Source organism: Corynebacterium meridianum (genome assembly GCF_016342265.1).
Classification (GTDB): Bacteria; Actinomycetota; Actinomycetes; order Mycobacteriales; family Mycobacteriaceae; genus Corynebacterium; species Corynebacterium meridianum.
Genome location: NZ_JAEIOS010000009.1, coordinates 437,937 through 455,508 on the forward strand (window position 1 = coordinate 437,937; position 17,572 = coordinate 455,508).

A 17,572-nucleotide genomic window follows, 5' to 3' on the forward strand; every position below is an offset into this window, starting at 1 on the left:
ACTAACTGTGTTCCACGGGGCCGCCCGGTAGGCACGCCGGGACCACCCGGTGGTGGGATGGCCTGCGTCAGTCCGACTTTCCGAGGATTCTCCCGCTGCGTATCAGCCGGTTCACGCAGGTGTCGAGGAACTCTCCCGCGGTCAGCGCCACGAGGTGGTGGTCCCGCCAGTCGCCGTCGATGTGGAGACAGCGCACCAGATACCCCTCCTCGCGGAAGCCGTTGATCGCGAGGACCCTGCCCGATGCCGGATTCGCGGGCAGGTAGGTGGCCGTGATCCGGTGCACACCGACCCTGTCGAATGCGTGGTCGACTCCGAGCGCAACGGCGGCCGTCGCCACGCCCCGCCCCGTGTAGCGGCTGGACACCCAGTAGCCGATCCAGCAGTCGGAGACGACACCGTGCTGAATGTTGCCGAGGGTCAACTGCCCCGCGAAGTGTCCGTCGCATTCGATCGCCATGGGCACCAGTACCCCGGTGTTCGCCATGGTGCGCAGGGAGAGCAGAAGCCGCCACCAGGCGGAGCGGTCGTGGGCGCGTTCCCAGGTGCCCGCGACGGTGGGTTCGACGGGGCGGAGGATATCGACGTCCTCGGTCCGCATGGCGGACCAGGATCCGCCGTCACGCCGCAGCAGTGGGCGCAGCCGAACCAGTGTGCCATCCGGGGTCATGACACGGTCGGTGGTTTCGGGCCATCCCGGGTGTTCGGGATGCGGGTCGCGGCTCGCCTGTCGCTCCGCCCTTACGACCGCACGCCCGAGGGGATCAATCACGTGTGCCCACTTCCCCGGCCGGTCCGGTCACTGACTCTGGGAGAGGAAGAGGACATCGACGACGTCTCCGGGCCGGATCGCGGTGATCTCCTCGGGGATCCGGATCATCGCGTTCGCCGCGCCCATTCCGGCGAGCAGGTGGGCAGGCGCGCCGCCGGCACCGCCGAGTCCCTCGACGAGGTAGTCACGTGTCTCGGCGTCGCGCATGAGCCGGGCACGGATGAGTCCGCGGCGTCCCTCTCTCGACGTGATGCGGTTGAGGGCGCGGGCCTTCACGGTCCGGCGGGTGGCGTTGCGCTTACCGAGCGACAGTCTCACGACGGGGCGGATGAAGGTCTCGAAGATGACGAGGGCGGATACCGGGTTCGAGGGCAGGAGGAACACCGGGATCCCTTCATCGCCGAGGAGACCGAACCCCTGCACGGATCCCGGGTGCATGGCCACCCGGGTGGTGTCGATGTCGCCGATCTCCGAGAGCACCCGGCGGATGGTCTCCGAGCCGGCACCACCGACCGCACCCGAGATGACGATGATTTCGCTGCGCAGCATCTGCCCCTCGATGATTTCGCGCAGCCTCCGGGGTTCGCCGGCTGCGATACCGACGCGGTGGACGTCCGCGCCGGCTTCTCGTCCGGCTGCGGCGAGCGCGTAGGAGTTGACGTCGTAGACCTGTCCGCGGCCCGGATCCCGGTCGATGTCGACGAGTTCGGCTCCCGCGGAAATCACGGACATCCGGGGACGGGGATAGACGAGGACCTTGGAGTGGCCGACGGCGGCGAGCAGTCCGATCTGCGCGGGTCCGAGGACGCTGCCCGGTGACACCGCGACATCACCCTCGCGGATATCGTCCCCGACCTTGCGCACGAACTCACCGGAGCGCACGGGACGCTCGGCGGTCATCCGCTTGTGTCCGCGATCCGACCAGGCGAGTGGGAGAACCGCATCAGCGAGCGTGGGCAGCGGAGCTCCCGTGTGCACGCGGACGGCCTGCCGGGGCTGCAGCCGGAGCGGCTGCTGCGATCCCGCGGGGACTTCACCGACGACGGGGAGAGATTTGGCGTTCCCCTTCGGTTCGCCGGTCTGACCGTCCCTGGCGGGGGTCAGTTCCGGGGAACCGATTCCGCGTTCTCCCCCGACGTCGACGGCGCGGACCGCATACCCGTCTATCGCCGCCTGGGTGAATCCGGGTAGGGGGCGGGTGGCCTGCACTTCCTCGGCACACATGAGGCCGAGTGCCTCGGAGATGGCGATGCGAACCGGTTCCGGGGTGACCGCGGCACGGGTCACGAGGGACAGTTGCTGTTCGACGGAACGCACTCGCTTCGTCTCCTTCCCGACGGACACGGACCTGATCACCGCGTCGTTCCGCCGTAATTGTAGTGCGGTGAAGCGCCTCCGGGGCGGTATCCTGCGCGGAGCGCCCGGATGTCGCGACCCGGGTGCCCGTCAGCCCGGTGCAGCGTCTAGTCGGACTCGAGGAGTTCGGCGACCCATCTGCGCAGTGAGGGGCCGTACTCCGGATGGTGGATTCCGTAGTCGACGCACGCCCGGATGTACCCTCCGGGGTTTCCGAGGTCGTGGCGTCGGCCGTCGTGGATGACGATGTGCACGGGGTGTCCCTCGGTGATCAGGAGTTCGATCGCGTCGGTGAGCTGGAGTTCGCCGCCCTTGCCCGGTTCGATGCGGCGCAGCGCGTCGAAGATCGCCCTGTCGAGCAGGTATCGGCCCGTCGCCACGAAGGTCGAGGGGGCATCCTCCCGGGCGGGTTTCTCGACCATGCCGAGGACACGCTTCACGTCCCCCGCCTCGGTGTCCACCTCCTCGATGTCGAACACTCCGTAGTTGCTGACCTGGTCGGGCTCGACCTGGAACGCACAGAGCACGCTGCCCCCGAGTTCGGCTCGGACCTCGGCCATCCGCTCCATCACGCCGGTGGGGAGGACGAGATCGTCGGGCAGCATGACGGCGACAACGTCCTCGTCATCGTCCAGCACCTCCTCCGCGAGTCCGACGGCATGGCCGAGTCCGAGTGGCTTGTCCTGTTCCACGGGGACCGCACGGATCAGTGAGGGCGCACGGCGCACCTTGTCGAGTTGCTCGTCCTTACCGCGTTCCTCGAGGGTGCGCTCGAGTTCGGGATGCTCCTGAAAATGCGCGAGTACCCCCTGCTTCTTCGGGGCGGTGATCACCGCGAGCCGGGACGCCCCCAGCTCCGCTGCTTCCTCGGCGATCAACTCGATTCCGGGTGTGTCGACCACCGGGAGGAGTTCCTTCGGGACGGTCTTCGTCGCGGGCAGGAAACGGGTGCCCAGGCCCGCTGCGGGGACAACAACCGTCTTCACCGCATGCTTGTGCAACTTCATCGGCTTGCTCATACCTTGAGCCTACCGGCCCAATATAACGAAACGGACAACGGCTCCCCGGGCGGGTGTAACGGCCGGGGATTAGGATCGTTTGACATGGATATTCGGAGGCGACGGCCTGATTCGGGACCATTCGACGACCCCCGGGAAGCGAAGGAGCCCCTGCGCCGATCGATCCTGCACGCCCGTGGTTCCCTGTCCCCCGGACGTCGTCGTTCCATGGACGCCCGCGTGGTCGAAGGGGTGCTCCGGCTGATCGGATCCGGGCACCCGACCGCGGTTGCCGCATACTCACCCATGCCGGGGGAACCCGGTGGCGAACAGTTGGTGGGTGCGTTGCTGTCGGTACTGCCCGGCGTGTGGTTGCCGGTGAGCGGACCGGACGGGCGACTCGGTTGGTCATGTTGTGGATCGCCCCGCGATCTGCGCAGGGGCCGGTTCGGGATCCTCGAGCCGGCGGGGCCGGAGGTGGATGCCGTTCCGGGGGACGTGGAGCTTCTGCTGTGTCCCGCGCTGGCCTGCTCCGTGGACGGGGTTCGGCTCGGCCGAGGTGCCGGCTACTTCGATCGGGCGCTGGCCGGTGTGAATCGGGACCGGTGCCGGATCATCGCCTTGACGTACGATTCGGAACTGCTCGAGCGGTTGCCCGCGGAGGAGCATGACGCACCTGTGGACGGTGTTCTAACCCCGGAGAGATTCCACACCTGTGTTTGGCCGAAGGCTGACCCGGGAACCTCGGACGATCCCGGGTTGTCTGAAGGATATGAGACTTCCCCGCAGAACAAGGCATGAGGCCCGGACGGCCGAGCCGCCCGATCGGTGGCGTTCCACCGTCAACCGGGCACTGACACCGGGCTGGCGCCGGCACCGGGCTCTCCGGCGGTGCCTGGCCCTGATACTCGTCGTATCGTCCGCGGTCACCGCGGTCACATCGACCCGGAACGACGATCCCTGGGCCGTCACCCTCGCACACCCCGTCGACGCGGGAGCGGAACTGCGACGCGAGGATCTGAAGTTGGTGCGGGTCCCACCTGCCCTGCACCCGGAGGGCACCCTGGATTCGGTTGCCGCGGCCGTCGGAAGAATTGTCGTGGCTTCGGTGGATCCGGGGCAGATCCTCACCACGACCCTGCTGGTCGATCCCGGCACGACGGCGCGGATGTTCGACGGATGGGATCAAGGGCCAGGTCGTGGCGGACCGACTCTCGTCCCACTGCGGCTCGCGGACCCTGCGGTCGTTCCGTTCCTCATCCACGGCGATACCGTCACCGTTCTCTCGGCCCGGGATGACAGTGCGGGAGGCCCCTCCGACCACGGTGGACCGGGGGTGGGCGGCGACTTCCGGGTCATCGCGACCGAAGCACGTGTGGTACTCGCCGGAGCTCCCGCCGACCACGGTGGTCAGGGTGCCGACACCGTGCTGCTCGCGCTGCCTGAACAGGACGCGCGGACCGTCGCCGCCATCTCCCTGACGTCCCCCGTCACGGTGGTTCTCACGGGATCACGGGCGGGGAGGTCGGACAAACCGACCTGAGACGTCTAGAGTGTTGACGTCGCCTCAGCGTCATCGGCGCAATTTCGGCGGCAAACACCGTGTTTTTCACCTAACTAGGAGCTACAGACCTTCATGCTTAACGGTTTCAAGAATTTCATCATGCGGGGCAACGTCGTCGACCTCGCTGTCGCGGTTGTGATCGGATCCGCGTTCACCGCGATCGTCACCGCTTTCTCGAACAACCTCATCAACCCGTTGCTGGCCGTCTTCGGCGGCACCGACTACGCCGGGCTCGGTTTCCACCTGCGCCCGGGCAATGACGCCACGTTCATCGACTTCGGGGCGATCATCACCGCAGCGATCAACTTCCTCATCATCGCGGCGGTGATCTACTTCGTGCTCGTCGCCCCCATGAATCGGATCAAGGAGATCCAGGCGGCCCGCGCCGGCGAAGAGAACGAGGACGCCCCCGCACCCGTGGAGGTCGAGCTCCTCACGGAGATCCGCGATCTGCTCAAGGAGCAGGGCAACGGCCCGACGGCGGACCGCCTGGGCTAGCTCCAGTGCGGCGGACGCTGACTCCGCCAGTACGTTTCATCGAAGCCCTCGGACACGGCAGCATCGGATCCCCCGTGTCCGGGGGCTTCCGTGATGCGGCGGGTGACCGAAGCCTTGTCCACCGAGCGGTCTATGTGCGGCGCGGTGGACGGGCGCACCACCCGGCGGCGGGGTCTTGAGCGACGGGGCATACGAACTCCGCTAGTCGGCGGACCAGGCCTGGAGCTGATCGATGATGTGGTGGACCAGCGGCCCGAGGGTGGCCATTCCGTCACGGATCGCAGCCCGGGATGAGGCGAGGTTGACTATGACGGTCGATCCGGAAACTCCGGCGATGCCCCTGGATGTGCCCGCGTCGATAGCGCCGCAGGCGAGGCCGGAGGCGCGCAGCGCCTGGGCGACCCCGGGGAGGATCTGATCGAGGACGGCGCGCGTGGCGTCGGGTGCCTTGTCCCGCGGCCCGACACCGGTGCCACCGACGGTGATGACCAGGTCCGCACCCCCGACGACGGCGGTTTCAATCGCTTTCCGGATGGTGCTCTTCGTGGAGGTGACCTTGACCACCGCATCGACGGTGAAATGGTCCTCCTGGAGCAACTCGGTGACCAGGCGATCGGTGTCATCCCGGTCGTCGGTGATCTTGTCCGTGACTAGTACCACGAGCGCGCGGCGGGGAGCCGGGAGGGGGTGGTTCCCCTCGGCGGCCATCAGGAACTCCGGATCCGGTTCACCGAAATCGTCGAGGACGCTGCTGTCGGGGGCCAGGTTGTTGTCCATGCTCTAGGAGTGTACTTTCTCCGCACCGGCGGCGTCGATTGATCGTTTCATTTCGGCGGACGTTGGCGGTCTCCTCCGATCAACTGTCGGTCAACGTGACCTCGACGTCCCGACTGGTCCTCGTCTCCGGATCAGCCACCTTCAGTGTGACAGTTTCACCGAACTCATGCGAGCGAATCGCGGCGATGAGTGCGTCGTTGCTGTCGATCACCCGGTCATTGACCTTGAGGACCAGCTCACCGGGGCGGATGCCGGCTTTCTCTGCGGGCCCACCGGGGGTGAGCGATTCAACGAGACCACCCCGGTACCGCGACTTCTGGGCGAGCAGCACCCCGAGGAGCGGGTGTGTCACCTCACCGGTGTCGATGAGCTGCTGCGCGATACGCCGGGCCTGATTGACGGGAATGGCGAAACCGAGTCCGATGGATCCCGCCTCTCCACTCGCGGTCGAGGCGATGACGGAGTTCATCCCGATCAACTGCCCCTCCATGTTCACCAGCGGGCCGCCGGAATTGCCCGGGTTGATCGCGGCATCGGTCTGGATCGCGTCGATGAGGGAGGACTCCCCACGGTCGCCACCGGCCCGCACGGGACGGTTGAGCGCCGAGACGATGCCTGTCGTCACCGTCGCGCTCAGGCCGAGGGGCGAACCTATGGCGACGACCTGTTCTCCCACGGTCAGGTCATTGGAGTCGCCGAAGGTCATCACGGGCAGGTCCTTCGCGTCGCGGAGCTTGATCACGGCGATGTCAGTCTGGGCGTCGGTGGCGACGATGTCCGCGAGGTACGAGCGGTCGTCGTTCAGATTGACCCTGATCTCCGCCGGTTCACCGACACCGGTCACGACGTGGTTGTTTGTCAGGATCATGCCGTCCGCGGAGATGATGGATCCGGACCCCTCCCCCGCCTTGGTCGGCCCGGTTACCTCGATGGAGACCACGGCGGGCAGCACACTCGCCGCGACGTCCTCGACGCTTCCGGCCGCCGGCAGGCTGGTCCGGTGCGCCGCGGGTTCGTTGAGGGCGTTCACCTGCTTTGCAGGCGGAACAGGCCCCTGGCCGTCCCGGCTCACCACCACCCCGGTGATCGTTCCGGTGAGTATCGCGGTGGTGAGCATGAGTGCTGTCACCGGGATGACGCCCAGACCCTGCTTCCTGGTCGACCGGTGACGCTGTGGCTGCGGGAGTACCGGAGTCATGCTCTGTGTGGGAGCCCCACCCTGGGGTGGCGGGGTCTGCCCGCCCCCCGGTTGCCGCGGATGCGAGGATGTGGTCTCGCCCGAGGCTCCACGGCCGACGTCCCACGGCGCGGAGACGTCCCCGGTGCCCGGGGCACCTGATCCGGTGATGCCGTACGGGTTGTCTGTCGAACCACCCGGGGCTTGGCTGCGGTCGAAGCTGTCATCATTCATGTGTCTGATTATCGTCCTTGCTTCTGTACGTTTGCTGTGAGGCGACTGTAGTTACGTTGGATGCCGGCGTCAGGTCAGCTGTCGACGCCGTCCCCGACGGAGGGTGTGCCGGGCAGGGTAACCCGCATCATCGCTCCCCCATCGTCGGATTCCTCGGCGACGATGGTCCCCGCGTGCCGCGCGATGACCTGTGCCACGATCGCCAGGCCGAGTCCGGATCCCGGCATACTGCGTGCGGCGATGGAACGGTAGAAACGCTCGAATACCTTCTGCCGGTCCTCCACGGGGATGCCCGGCCCGGAATCCGAGAACCGGACCTCGATCACGCCGTCCCGCACCTCGCGCATGTCTATCCGCACCTCACCGCCTTCGGGCGACCACTTCGCGGCGTTGTCCATCAGGTTGAGCGTCGCCCGCCCGAGAGCGAAGGGATCCCCGTAGAGAAACCACGGCGTCGAGTTGAAGGTGAAGGTCACGTCCGGTCGGCGGCGGCGGACTCGCTCGAGGGAAGTCTCCATGCACTCGACCAGGTCGATGCACTCGACTATCTGCTGTGGCCCATCCTCACGGGCGAGATCGACCAGGTCCCCGATGAGGGTGGACAGCTCCTCGATCTGCGCGATGACGTCGCGTTCGAGATCCCTCCGATCCTGCTGACTGATCGACGCCCCGCCCTGCCGGTCGACCATCATGAGCAGCTCGATATTGGTGCGCAGGCTGGTGAGGGGGGTCTTCAGCTCGTGTCCGGCGTCGGCGACGAGTTCCGCCTGCCGCCGCCGGGAGGCGGACAGTGCCGCGAGCATTCCGTTGAAGCTCCGGGTCAGCTGTGCGAGCTCGTCATTGCCCACCACCGTGATCGGCCGCAGGTCGTCGGTGCGGGCGACATAGTCGACGGCCTGCCGGAGTCGGCTGACGGGCCGCAGTCCGGTTGTGGCGACGACCATGCCCGCGGCGATGGCTATGAGCACCCCGATCCCACCGATCAGGAGCAGCACCAGCCCGAGCGACGAGATCAGCTGATGGGTGCCGCGCATGTCCTGGGCGAGGATGACGGTCGCGCCGATCTTGTTCTGCTGCGCGAAGATTCGCTCGTCCCCGCTGCTCCGCACAGAAACCTCGCGACTGCCCTGGAGCACATCGACCTCATCGAGTATCGGAACATTGTCCCCGATGGGTTTCACCGAACCGGGTGGGTAGTAGGCGACACGGATGTCAGGGTTGTAGGTCTTGAAGGCCGCGACCTCGACCGCGGGATTGTAGACGAAGGCGGGATCGAAGCTGTTCTGGAGCAACGAGGAAGCCTTGTCCTCGAGCTCCTGATCCACGTGCTGGGTGAGGGAGGTCGACACCGTCCAGTAGGCGACGAGGGTCATCACGCCGACGGCGACCGCGACCATGAGCGCAGTGACCATTGACAGCTGCCAACGAAGCGGCGCACGTCGGGACCAACCGACGTGCGTCTGTTCGAGCGGATCCGGGCCCTCGTCCCCCACCGCCGGGCCGGAGTCCGGCGTCGGCGTTCGGAGAATCACGGAGCGGTCTCCCGGAGGACGTAACCGACGCCGCGGACAGTGTGGATCAACCTGGGCTCACCATCGGCCTCAGTCTTACGGCGCAGATAGCCGATGTAGACCTCGAGAGCGTTGCCGGAGGTCGGGAAATCATAGCCCCAGACCTCCTCGAGAATGGACGCACGCGACAGCACCCTCCGGGGGTTGCTCATCAGCAGCTCGAGAAGGGCGAATTCCGTCCTGGTCAGGCTGATGGACCGATCCCCCCGGGTCACGTCGCGGGTGTCCGGATCGAGCCGGAGGTCCTCGAACTCGAGCTCCCGGGAGCCGACGCTGTTCACGGCATCCGCCGCGGCGCGCCGGAGCAGTGACCTCACCCGGGCGAGGAGCTCCTCGAGCGCGAAGGGCTTCGGCAGATAGTCATCGGCCCCCGCATCGAGACCGGCTACCCTGTCCGAGACCCCGTCGCGGGCCGTCAGCACGAGGATCGGACGATCATCTCCCGTGGAGCGCAGGCTCCGGCAGACCTCGAGACCGTCGATCTTCGGCATCATCACGTCAAGAATCACGAGATCGGGCTGTTCCTTGGCGATCAGGTCGAGCGCGGCCTCGCCGTCCTCAGCGAGCAGGACGTCGTATCCGTTGAAGGAAAGCGAACGTCGCAGCGATTCGCGGACCGCCTGTTCATCATCTACAACCAGAATCTTCATGTCCCCATTGTGCCTTCATCAGATGTGTTTTCGCTGAGCATCGTCTGCATGCGCAATGTGATGGGTCCTGACGTGGGAAAACACAACACTCAGATCGTCTCCGGTTCAACTGCGGTGGCACCGGGGTGCTCCGGAGTGGACGGAGCGGAGCGATACGCCGGGTGCGGACACGAGAAAACCCGCCCCCGCACACGGAGTGCGGGGGCGGGTTCCGGTACCGCCTGTCGGCCGTGGCCGACGGACGTCTACCCTAGAACTGCTCGACCTCGACGAGGCCCAGCTGCGCGGCCTTGACCAGGCGGCGCGGGATCAGGTGCTCGCGGCCGTCGATCTTGACCTGCTGGAGGGCGACATTGTCGGCCTTCCACTGGGAACGACGGTGGTGCGTGTTAGCACGGGACATACGACGCTTCGGAACTGCCATTTTCTATTCCCTCCTCAAGCCTTCTTGGCGCGACGGGCACGGGACCCGTAGCGGCGCTGGAACTTCTCGACACGGCCCGCGGTGTCCATGACACGCTGGGCACCGGTCCAGAACGGATGCGACTCGCTGGTGACGTCGACGACGATGAGCGGGTACTCGTTGCCGTCCTCCCACTCAACGGTGCGCTGGCTCTTGGCGGTGGAACGGGTCAGGAACTTGTGACCCGTGCCCGCATCCTGGAAGACCACCGGGTGGTAGTCGGGGTGGATATCCTTCTTCATTCTCATCCCTTTAAGATCACGTACGTGTGCTGATCGGCGTACTGCGCTCAGGGAGCGCGGTGTGCAGCCGCTGACAGATACTGGTACTAACGGTGCCCGCAGGCCTGCCACGCCACCTCGATGAGCGACGTCATCCGGATGAACCGGCACCGTACCCGCCCACGCTGGTGACACCTCTCGAAAAGGCCGACTGCAGCCTTCTCGGAGGCATACCGCGGCGCAGCCGTGTATGCATCGGTGAATCCTACAACGTAGAACGCCGAATACCGAAATCCCGGTAGGACGACATCCATCGCACCTTATATTAAGAGCGAATGGAGGGCGCCACCGCAGCGAGACCACCCCGCATCCCGAAGGACGTCCGGACGGACCCGAACCATGGATTCAATTCGACCCGTCCATACTAGTCGCAGGTCCGGTAGAACCGCAAGGTTGCCGGGCCCCGGCACATTGACACCTCGCAGACACGTTGCACCCGACCAACGCGAATCAGCTCATCGGGTGACACCGGCACCGGCGCGGAACGGATGGCGGCACACACGCGGGCCCGGAGGCCACGGGGCGGAACCGCACGACCCCCCGTCGGCATGTCTCCACACGGAACCTGAACGATCGGTGGCCCGGCACACCCGGTGATCACGGACGAGCCGACGCCGGGCCGGTCGATCCGTCGGGCCCCACATCCCGGCGCATCCGCCCCGGTGACCCGAACCCGGCACACCGGGATCGACTCCGGAACCCGCCCCTCCCCTCCCGGCCACCGGGTCAACCAAGGAAATCCGTGCCAGCCCGGGAGGACCGGCAGATTAGGCAAAAGTTCGTCTTGGCGGTATGGTTGTCCCTTGCTGTTGTCGAAATATTCGTTATCGCCCGCGCATCTGTCATGGCCGCGCCCCGTTTCCGCCCTGTTAAAGCAGGTCAGAGAACCGGAGCGGCTGCGGTCAGCGTTGTAGTCGGGCGGCTAGGAGAAAGAAACCCATGTCGGCTATTTGCCAGGTCACGGGACGCAAGCCGGGTTTCGGCAAGTCCGTCTCGCACTCGCACCGGCGCACCAACCGCCGTTGGAACCCCAACGTGCAGCGCCGCAAGTACTACCTGCCCTCTGAGGGCCGGACCATCACGCTCAACGTGTCCACCAAGGGCATCAAGGTCATTGACCGCGACGGCATCGAGGTCGTTGTCGCCCGTATCCGAGCTCGCGGAGAGAAGGTCTAGAGATGGCACGTAATGATATCCGTCCGATCATCAAGCTGAAGTCCACCGCGGGCACCGGCTACACCTATGTGACGCGCAAGAACAAGCGCAACAACCCCGATCGCATCACGCTGAAGAAGTTCGATCCGATCGTCCGCAAGCACGTCGAATTCCGCGAGGAGCGATAATTCATGGCCAAGAAGTCAAAGATCGCCAAGAACGAGAAGCGCAAGGAAATCGTCGCCCGTTTCGCGGAGCGTCGCAACGAGCTCAAGGCCATCATCAAGAACCCGAACTCCTCCGACGAGGAGCGCATGGATGCGCAGTACGAGCTGAACCGTCAGCCGCGCGACGCCTCCCCGGTTCGCGTCCGTAACCGTGACGCCGCTGACGGCCGTCCCCGCGGTTACCTCCGCAAGTTCGGCCTGTCCCGTGTCCGCGTCCGTGAAATGGCTCACCGCGGTGAGCTCCCGGGCGTCCGTAAGTCCAGCTGGTAAGGGAGTAGCTAAATGAAGCGCACCAACATGAAGAAGGCGCGGATGGAGCAGTCCCGCCGCCCCAAGAAGAACCCGCTCAAGGCCGCGAAGATCGACCGCGTCGATTACAAGGACATCGACACACTGCGGCTGTTCATCTCCGACCGCCACAAGATCCGGTCCCGCCGGGTCACCGGTCTGACCCCGCAGCAGCAGCGTCAGGTCGCCACCGCGGTCAAGAACGCACGTGAGATGGCTCTTCTGCCGTTCACCAGCCGCTAGATCGAGGATTCAACCGGGGGATCCGCGAGGATCTCCTTCCGCAGCCGTCTGAATAGGGCGTCTATGCGATGACAGCGAACTTTTGCCGCTGACACTCGTGACACGGCCAAAGTAACGTCGGTCCACAGCCGTCGTGAACAACCGGCCCGCAACAACCACCCCTTCCCGGGTAGTGGCGCTTGCGGGCCGGTTTTCGTGTGTCTGGACCCGTTACAACCGACGATCACGGGGTCTCCACCCGGTGCTGGTAGATTGGGCCGGAAGATCCTCAAACACATGACCATTTCGGAGGACGGCACCGTGCTGCATGATTCCCTGATCGACCTGGCTGAACAGGCCCCCCTGTGCACTTCAGCGGCAACCGTGCGGGGAGTGCTGACGGAGTCTCACGATCTGCTGCGCAACGCCCTCAACCACGGTGCCGATGTCCCGGAGGTCACCCGCTGGTACACGACTCTGGTGGCCGATGCACTCCACAGCCCGGGGGCGGGATCGCTGACCGGTGGCGCCGAGATCGTCATCACGGGCGCGTACAGCCGTGGGTCCGGCACACCGACGGCCAGGCTCCACTGGTTGACGGTTCTTCCGTCCGGTGCCGAGGACACCAGCGGTGATCCCTCCGCGGAGCTCGCGACACTCGTCACTGAATCCGGGATCCTGCTCGGGCGCCCACCCGGGACAATGGGCCCCGCAAGCAGGTCCACCTGGTCCGCTCGCATCGACGCCGCGGTCGAAGCCGGTGAGGGTGCGGCGCTGGGCTGGCTCGCCGACGCCGGCGACTGGTTCACCCGGGCGGTCATCGAGCGTTGCCGGGACTTCACTCCACTGCTCGCCGAGGCGGTTGCACACCGGCCTCCTGCGGTTCGGTCCCGGGAAGGACTGCCGCGCAAGGATGTCCCTATCGATGTCCAGGGGCAACTGCTCACCCCACTCGGCCAGATCGCCCGCTGGGCCGGAATTGCCGCCGGGTGCACGCAGACCGGTGTGGTCGAGAGAATCGGTGCCGCACGGGCATCCGGAGTCCTCCTGGCCTCGGAGGCCGACTATCTTCTCGAGGCGTGGGAGGCCGGACTCGAATTGGCCCTCACCCGGTGGCTGGAGCGGGTTCAGGATGAACCGACGACACTCGACATGCTCCCCCAGCTCCAGCGCTCCACCTTCGGTGCAGCGTGTCGCATGCTCGCGGACGTCACCCGATCCACGGCGGAACGCCACGGCGTCGACACCCGGAACAACGGCAGCGAAGCATGACGACCTCACCCGGGAGATGCAGGTACGCCCAAGGCTCACCGGCTAGACTCTGGAGATCCATGGTCCTCGAAGAAGAAAGGCGGGTGAGCTAGATGGCTGGCGCTGTCGGACGGCCACGCAAGAACAGCCCCCGCCGCCGGGGGAACACGGCCCGCGAGGAGATCCTCGACGCAGCCGCCGAGCTCTTCACCACCCAGGGGTTCGCAACGACCTCGACGCACCAGATCGCCGATGCCGTGGGGATCAGGCAGGCGTCGTTGTACTACCACTTCCCCTCGAAGACGGAGATTTTCCTGACACTGCTGCAGTCCACGGTGGAACCGTCGCTCGCTCTCGCCGAGCGGCTGGAGGCATCGGACGCCGGGCCGGAACTCAAGCTCTGGGCTCTCGTCGCCGCCGAAGCCCGGCTGCTGCTCTCCACACGGTGGAACGTCGGCAGGCTCTACCAGCTGCCCATCGCATCGTCGGCCGAGTTCACGGATTTCCACGGTGAGCACCGCGAGCTGAAGGAGATCTTCCGCTCGATGGCCGCGAAACTGACTGGGCGTAACGATCAGCGCATCGAACTGCCCTTCTATCTCGCACAGTCCGCCACGGAGATGCGGAGCAACGACGGTGTGGTGCCGTTCCCGTTGTCCGCGGACACCCTTCCCCCGATCGCCGTGATGCTCGCCGACGCGGCACTGACGGTCCTCGGCGGTCTCGCCCCGGCGGACCGCGTCGCCCGGACCCTGGAACTGCTCGTCACCGGCTGAGCCCCGGCCAGGAGCCTATCCCGCGCGAGCCACCAGGCGGTGGGCTTGGGCGATGAGGGGCGCGTCGATCATCTCACCGTCGATCTTGAACGCACCGGGATGTCTCCGAGCCTCCTCGACGATCCTGCGGGCCCGCTCCAGCTGGGCGGGCTCGGGGGCGTAGGCGCGGCGGACGACCGCGATCTGCCGGGGATGGATGCAGGCGGTGGCGGCGAATCCGGATCGGGCCGCATCGGCGGCCTCCTCGTAGAGGCCGCGGTCGTCGTTGAAGTCGGCGTGCACGGCGTCGACGGTGAATTTACCGGCGGCCGCCGCGTGCATGTGCATGAGGGAGCGGGCCATCAGCATGGTGTCCCGGTAGCGGCCGGGCCGGTCCTCGGGAGCGCCCTCGTCAGGCTGCAGCCGGGAGTGCGTGCCGCCGAGATAGGCGCAGAGATCCTCGGCACCCCAGTACAGCCCCACGACATCGGGATCCGCCGCGAGTGCGCCGAGGTTGAGGACGGCCTGCGGCGTCTCGATGAGCGCGATGATCCGGAAACCGCGCACCTCGTCAGGGATGCGGTCGGTCACCTTCGGGACGATGACGGTGCGGTAGTCGGTTTCCCGGATCGCCCTGACATCGTCGATGAAGCCGGGGTCCTGCGGGCCGCAGACCCTCGCTATCGTCCGCCGTGGGTCCATGCCTGAGTTGATGATGTTGCGCCGCCCCTCCTCGCGGGAGACCGAGCCTGCCCCGTCCTCGAGGTCGAGGATGACCATGTCCGAGCACTCCGCCGCGCGCACGAAGCGCTCGGGGCGGTTGGCCGGTGCGAAGAGCAGTGCGGGGCCGGTGATGACGGGATCCGGTGCCCCGCCATTTCCGTTGGTTCCGGTCATGGTCGGTCCTCTCGCGCTGGGCGGTGCGACCGCAATCGGCCGCAGGGGCCGCACCCGGGATACCCGGGACGGCGTCTCACTGGCCATTATGCCGGAGTTCCCGCGCCGACACGCGGGATTCCGAGGCTAAACCGGTCAGTGGGCGAAGTGCCGTGCTCCGGTGAGGTACATCGTCACGCCCGCCTTCTCGGCGGCCTCGATGACCTCGGCGTCACGGATCGACCCTCCGGGCTGCACGACCGCGGTCACACCTGCCTCGGCCAGTACCTCGAACCCGTCGGCGAAGGGGAAGAAGGCGTCGGACGCGGCGACCGCACCCCGGGCCCGGTCCGCCCCGGCCCGCTGGACGGCGAGACGCGCGGAATCGACCCGGTTCACCTGTCCCATGCCCACTCCGACGGTCGCGCCGTCTGCGGCGAGCAGGATCGCGTTCGACTTCACCGCACGGACGCTGCGCCAGGCGAAGACCAGATCGGCGAGGGTCCCGTCATCCGCGGCCTGACCGGCCGCGAGGGTCCAGTTCGCCGGGTCGTCTCCGTCGGCGTGGACGAGGTCGCGCTCCTGGACGAGAACACCGCCGGATATCTGGCGCTGTTCGAATCCGCCCCGGACGGGTGCCTCGGCGACGAGGATGCGGATGTTCTTCTTCCGGGAGAGCACCTCGACCGCACCGTCCGCGTAGGACGGCGCGATGATGACCTCGGTGAAGATCTCGGCGACCTGCTCGGCCATCTCGACGCTGATCTCCCGGTTGGCGGCGATCACGCCACCGAACGCGGAGACGGGGTCACACGCGTGCGCCGCCCGGTGTGCCGCGGCGATGGACTCGTCGGAGACTGCGATCCCGCAGGGGTTGGCGTGCTTGATGATCGCGACGCAGGGACGTTCGTGGTCCCAGGCGGCACGCCAGGCGGCGTCGGAGTCGGTGTAGTTGTTGTAGCTCATCTCCTTGCCGTGCAGCTGCGTCGACTGGGCGAGTCCGGCGCCGTCGACGTCCGCGTAGAGGGCTGCGGACTGATGGGGGTTCTCCCCGTAGCGCAGCGTCGCGGAGCGCACGTGGGTGGAGCCGATCCAGGTGGGGAACGCCTCGTCCGCGCCGGTCTGTCCGGTGAGCCAGCCGGCGACGGCCACATCGTAGTCGGCGGTGTGCCGGAACGCCTCGGCGGCGAGACGGGCGCGCTCATCGCGGGTGAAGCCGCCCTCCGCGGCCGCACGCGCGACCTCCCCGTAGCGCGCGGGGTCGACGACGACGGCGACGGAGGGGTGGTTCTTGGCGGCGGCACGCACCATCGACGGACCTCCGATGTCGATCTGCTCGACGCACGCGTCGAAGTCCGCGCCGGAGGCCACGGTCTCGGTGAACGGGTAGAGGTTGACCACGACCAGCTCGAAGGGCTCGACACCGAGCTCACTGAGCTGGTTGAGGTGCTCGGGACGACGGGTGTCGGCGAGGATGCCCGCGTGTACGCGGGGATGGAGTGTCTTGACACGTCCGTCCAGACACTCCGGGAATCCGGTGAGTTCCTCGACCCGGGTGACCTTCACCCCGGCCTCGGCGATCCGGGCGGCGGTGGAGCCGGTGGAGACGATCTCCACGCCCGCGGAATCGAGGGAACGGGCCAGTTCCTCCAGACCGGTCTTGTCGTAGACGCTGATGAGTGCGCGGGTGATTGCCTTGCGGTCGTCGCTCATGGCTGCTGTGTGGGCCTTTCGGTCGTTCGGGGTTGTGTCGTTGTGGTCCAGCGTAGGTGCCGGGGGTGACTCCCGGCGTGTCCCAGGGGTGTGCGGCTACGGTGCGGTGCCGCGCACGTCCGCGGGGTCGACGGTGTCGAGCAGTTCGACGATGAGCCGGCGTTCGACGGTCTTGATGCGCTCGTGGAGGCTTTCCACGTCATCTTCCGGTAGGACGGGTACGGCGGACTGCGCGAGAATCGGCCCGGTGTCGACTCCTTCGTCGACGAGATGGACCGTGCAGCCGCTGACCTTCACCCCGTGCTCCAGGGCGTCCGGTACCGCGTGTGCCCCGGGGAAGGACGGAAGGAGCGCGGGGTGGGTGTTGATGACCCGGTCCGGGAAACCCGCTAAGAACCGGGGTCCGAGGATCTTCATGAAGCCGGCGGATACCACCAGGTCCGGTTGCATCGCTGCTACCGTCTCCCGCAGTCGTTCATCCCACTCCGTCCGGGGCCGGTCCCCGGTGAGCGGTACGACCTCCACCGGGATTCCGGACTCGGCCGCGCGGTCCCCGGCCCCGCAGGGCTTGTCGGTGACGACGCCGACGACGGCGTAGTTCGGGTCATCGGCGTCGAGGATCGCCTGCAGCAGAGTTCCCGCGCCGGAGGCCAGTACCACCACTCTGGTCAGCTGTCTGTCTTCACTCACCGGGACAATGTTAGTACCCGGTGCGCGGGCCTGCGGGTTGGCGTCACCTTTCGG

At 66.8% G+C, this 17,572-nt stretch carries 21 protein-coding genes; 9 read left to right on the top strand and 12 right to left on the bottom strand.

Annotation, left to right across the window (positions count from 1 at the left end; all coding sequences use genetic code 11):
* Positions 1-67: 67 nt before the first annotated feature.
* The 3 genes from JDV75_RS01980 to JDV75_RS01990 form a co-directional block, all read right to left on the bottom strand.
* On the bottom strand, positions 68-772 hold the full coding sequence (locus tag JDV75_RS01980) for a GNAT family N-acetyltransferase (protein ID WP_418884367.1): 705 nt from the start codon (positions 770-772) through the stop codon (positions 68-70).
* Between the two features lie 27 nt (positions 773-799).
* The gene (gene glp, locus JDV75_RS01985; protein ID WP_198737569.1) at positions 800-2,089 is read right to left on the bottom strand and encodes a molybdotransferase-like divisome protein Glp; all 1,290 of its coding nucleotides are present in this window, start codon (positions 2,087-2,089) and stop codon (positions 800-802) included.
* Positions 2,090-2,235: 146 nt separating this feature from the next.
* A complete protein-coding gene (locus tag JDV75_RS01990) occupies positions 2,236-3,147 on the bottom strand; it encodes a UTP--glucose-1-phosphate uridylyltransferase (protein WP_198737570.1) in 912 nt (303 codons plus the stop codon).
* An 84-nt stretch (positions 3,148-3,231) separates the two neighbouring features.
* On the opposite strand from JDV75_RS01990, the gene JDV75_RS01995 reads away from it, so the two are divergent.
* From JDV75_RS01995 to mscL, 3 genes are all read left to right on the top strand, one after another.
* Positions 3,232-3,927: a 5-formyltetrahydrofolate cyclo-ligase gene (locus tag JDV75_RS01995; protein WP_198737571.1), complete on the top strand. Its 696-nt coding sequence runs from the start codon at positions 3,232-3,234 to the stop codon at positions 3,925-3,927.
* A complete protein-coding gene (locus tag JDV75_RS02000; protein ID WP_198737572.1) occupies positions 3,899-4,669 on the top strand; it encodes an SAF domain-containing protein in 771 nt (256 codons plus the stop codon). Before JDV75_RS01995 ends, JDV75_RS02000 begins: the two co-directional genes overlap by 29 nt.
* 93 nt (positions 4,670-4,762) lie before the next feature.
* Positions 4,763-5,188: a large conductance mechanosensitive channel protein MscL gene (gene mscL, locus JDV75_RS02005; RefSeq protein WP_198737573.1), complete on the top strand. Its 426-nt coding sequence runs from the start codon at positions 4,763-4,765 to the stop codon at positions 5,186-5,188.
* Between the two features lie 201 nt (positions 5,189-5,389).
* Here mscL and JDV75_RS02010 read toward each other — a convergent pair whose 3' ends face one another.
* The 6 genes from JDV75_RS02010 to JDV75_RS02035 form a co-directional block, all read right to left on the bottom strand.
* Positions 5,390-5,965, bottom strand: coding sequence for a MogA/MoaB family molybdenum cofactor biosynthesis protein (locus tag JDV75_RS02010; RefSeq protein WP_198737574.1), 576 nt, complete (start codon positions 5,963-5,965; stop codon positions 5,390-5,392).
* A 79-nt stretch (positions 5,966-6,044) separates the two neighbouring features.
* The gene (locus tag JDV75_RS02015) at positions 6,045-7,376 is read right to left on the bottom strand and encodes a trypsin-like peptidase domain-containing protein (RefSeq protein WP_198737575.1); all 1,332 of its coding nucleotides are present in this window, start codon (positions 7,374-7,376) and stop codon (positions 6,045-6,047) included.
* Between the two features lie 74 nt (positions 7,377-7,450).
* On the bottom strand, positions 7,451-8,908 hold the full coding sequence (locus JDV75_RS12180; protein WP_248096732.1) for a HAMP domain-containing sensor histidine kinase: 1,458 nt from the start codon (positions 8,906-8,908) through the stop codon (positions 7,451-7,453).
* Positions 8,905-9,597 (bottom strand): response regulator transcription factor, encoded by a 693-nt coding sequence (locus JDV75_RS02025; protein ID WP_198737576.1) that lies wholly within the window; start codon positions 9,595-9,597, stop codon positions 8,905-8,907. The genes JDV75_RS12180 and JDV75_RS02025 overlap by 4 nt, the downstream gene beginning before the upstream one ends.
* A 250-nt stretch (positions 9,598-9,847) precedes the next feature.
* Positions 9,848-10,021, bottom strand: a complete 174-nt coding sequence (rpmF, locus tag JDV75_RS02030) for a 50S ribosomal protein L32 (RefSeq protein WP_198735424.1) — start codon at positions 10,019-10,021, stop codon at positions 9,848-9,850.
* 14 nt (positions 10,022-10,035) lie between these two features.
* The gene (locus JDV75_RS02035; protein ID WP_198735423.1) at positions 10,036-10,302 is read right to left on the bottom strand and encodes a type B 50S ribosomal protein L31; all 267 of its coding nucleotides are present in this window, start codon (positions 10,300-10,302) and stop codon (positions 10,036-10,038) included.
* 978 nt (positions 10,303-11,280) lie between these two features.
* Between JDV75_RS02035 and rpmB the strand changes: the two genes are divergently transcribed.
* The 6 genes from rpmB to JDV75_RS02065 all read left to right on the top strand — a co-directional run bounded on the left by rpmB (position 11,281) and on the right by JDV75_RS02065 (position 14,260).
* A complete protein-coding gene (gene rpmB / locus JDV75_RS02040; protein WP_198735422.1) occupies positions 11,281-11,517 on the top strand; it encodes a 50S ribosomal protein L28 in 237 nt (78 codons plus the stop codon).
* A gap of 2 nt (positions 11,518-11,519) precedes the next feature.
* Complete coding sequence (rpmG, locus tag JDV75_RS02045) at positions 11,520-11,684, top strand: 50S ribosomal protein L33 (protein ID WP_010187624.1); 165 nt, start codon at positions 11,520-11,522, stop codon at positions 11,682-11,684.
* A 3-nt stretch (positions 11,685-11,687) separates the two neighbouring features.
* Positions 11,688-11,993, top strand: a complete 306-nt coding sequence (gene rpsN / locus JDV75_RS02050; protein WP_198737577.1) for a 30S ribosomal protein S14 — start codon at positions 11,688-11,690, stop codon at positions 11,991-11,993.
* 12 nt (positions 11,994-12,005) lie between these two features.
* Positions 12,006-12,254, top strand: coding sequence for a 30S ribosomal protein S18 (gene rpsR, locus JDV75_RS02055; protein ID WP_198735420.1), 249 nt, complete (start codon positions 12,006-12,008; stop codon positions 12,252-12,254).
* Positions 12,255-12,530: 276 nt separating this feature from the next.
* The gene (locus JDV75_RS02060) at positions 12,531-13,505 is read left to right on the top strand and encodes a putative nucleotidyltransferase substrate binding domain-containing protein (RefSeq protein WP_198737578.1); all 975 of its coding nucleotides are present in this window, start codon (positions 12,531-12,533) and stop codon (positions 13,503-13,505) included.
* 92 nt (positions 13,506-13,597) lie between these two features.
* Positions 13,598-14,260 carry a TetR/AcrR family transcriptional regulator gene (locus JDV75_RS02065; RefSeq protein ID WP_198737579.1) on the top strand — a complete coding sequence of 221 codons (663 nt, stop codon included), beginning with the start codon at positions 13,598-13,600 and terminating at the stop codon, positions 14,258-14,260.
* Between the two features lie 15 nt (positions 14,261-14,275).
* On the opposite strand, the gene JDV75_RS02070 is transcribed toward JDV75_RS02065, so the two are convergent.
* The 3 genes from JDV75_RS02070 to purN all read right to left on the bottom strand — a co-directional run bounded on the left by JDV75_RS02070 (position 14,276) and on the right by purN (position 17,527).
* The gene (locus tag JDV75_RS02070; RefSeq protein ID WP_198737580.1) at positions 14,276-15,136 is read right to left on the bottom strand and encodes an HpcH/HpaI aldolase/citrate lyase family protein; all 861 of its coding nucleotides are present in this window, start codon (positions 15,134-15,136) and stop codon (positions 14,276-14,278) included.
* Between the two features lie 135 nt (positions 15,137-15,271).
* Positions 15,272-16,828: a bifunctional phosphoribosylaminoimidazolecarboxamide formyltransferase/IMP cyclohydrolase gene (gene purH, locus JDV75_RS02075; RefSeq protein ID WP_198737581.1), complete on the bottom strand. Its 1,557-nt coding sequence runs from the start codon at positions 16,826-16,828 to the stop codon at positions 15,272-15,274.
* A 96-nt stretch (positions 16,829-16,924) separates the two neighbouring features.
* Positions 16,925-17,527 carry a phosphoribosylglycinamide formyltransferase gene (gene purN / locus JDV75_RS02080; RefSeq protein WP_198737666.1) on the bottom strand — a complete coding sequence of 201 codons (603 nt, stop codon included), beginning with the start codon at positions 17,525-17,527 and terminating at the stop codon, positions 16,925-16,927.
* Positions 17,528-17,572 lie beyond the last annotated feature (45 nt).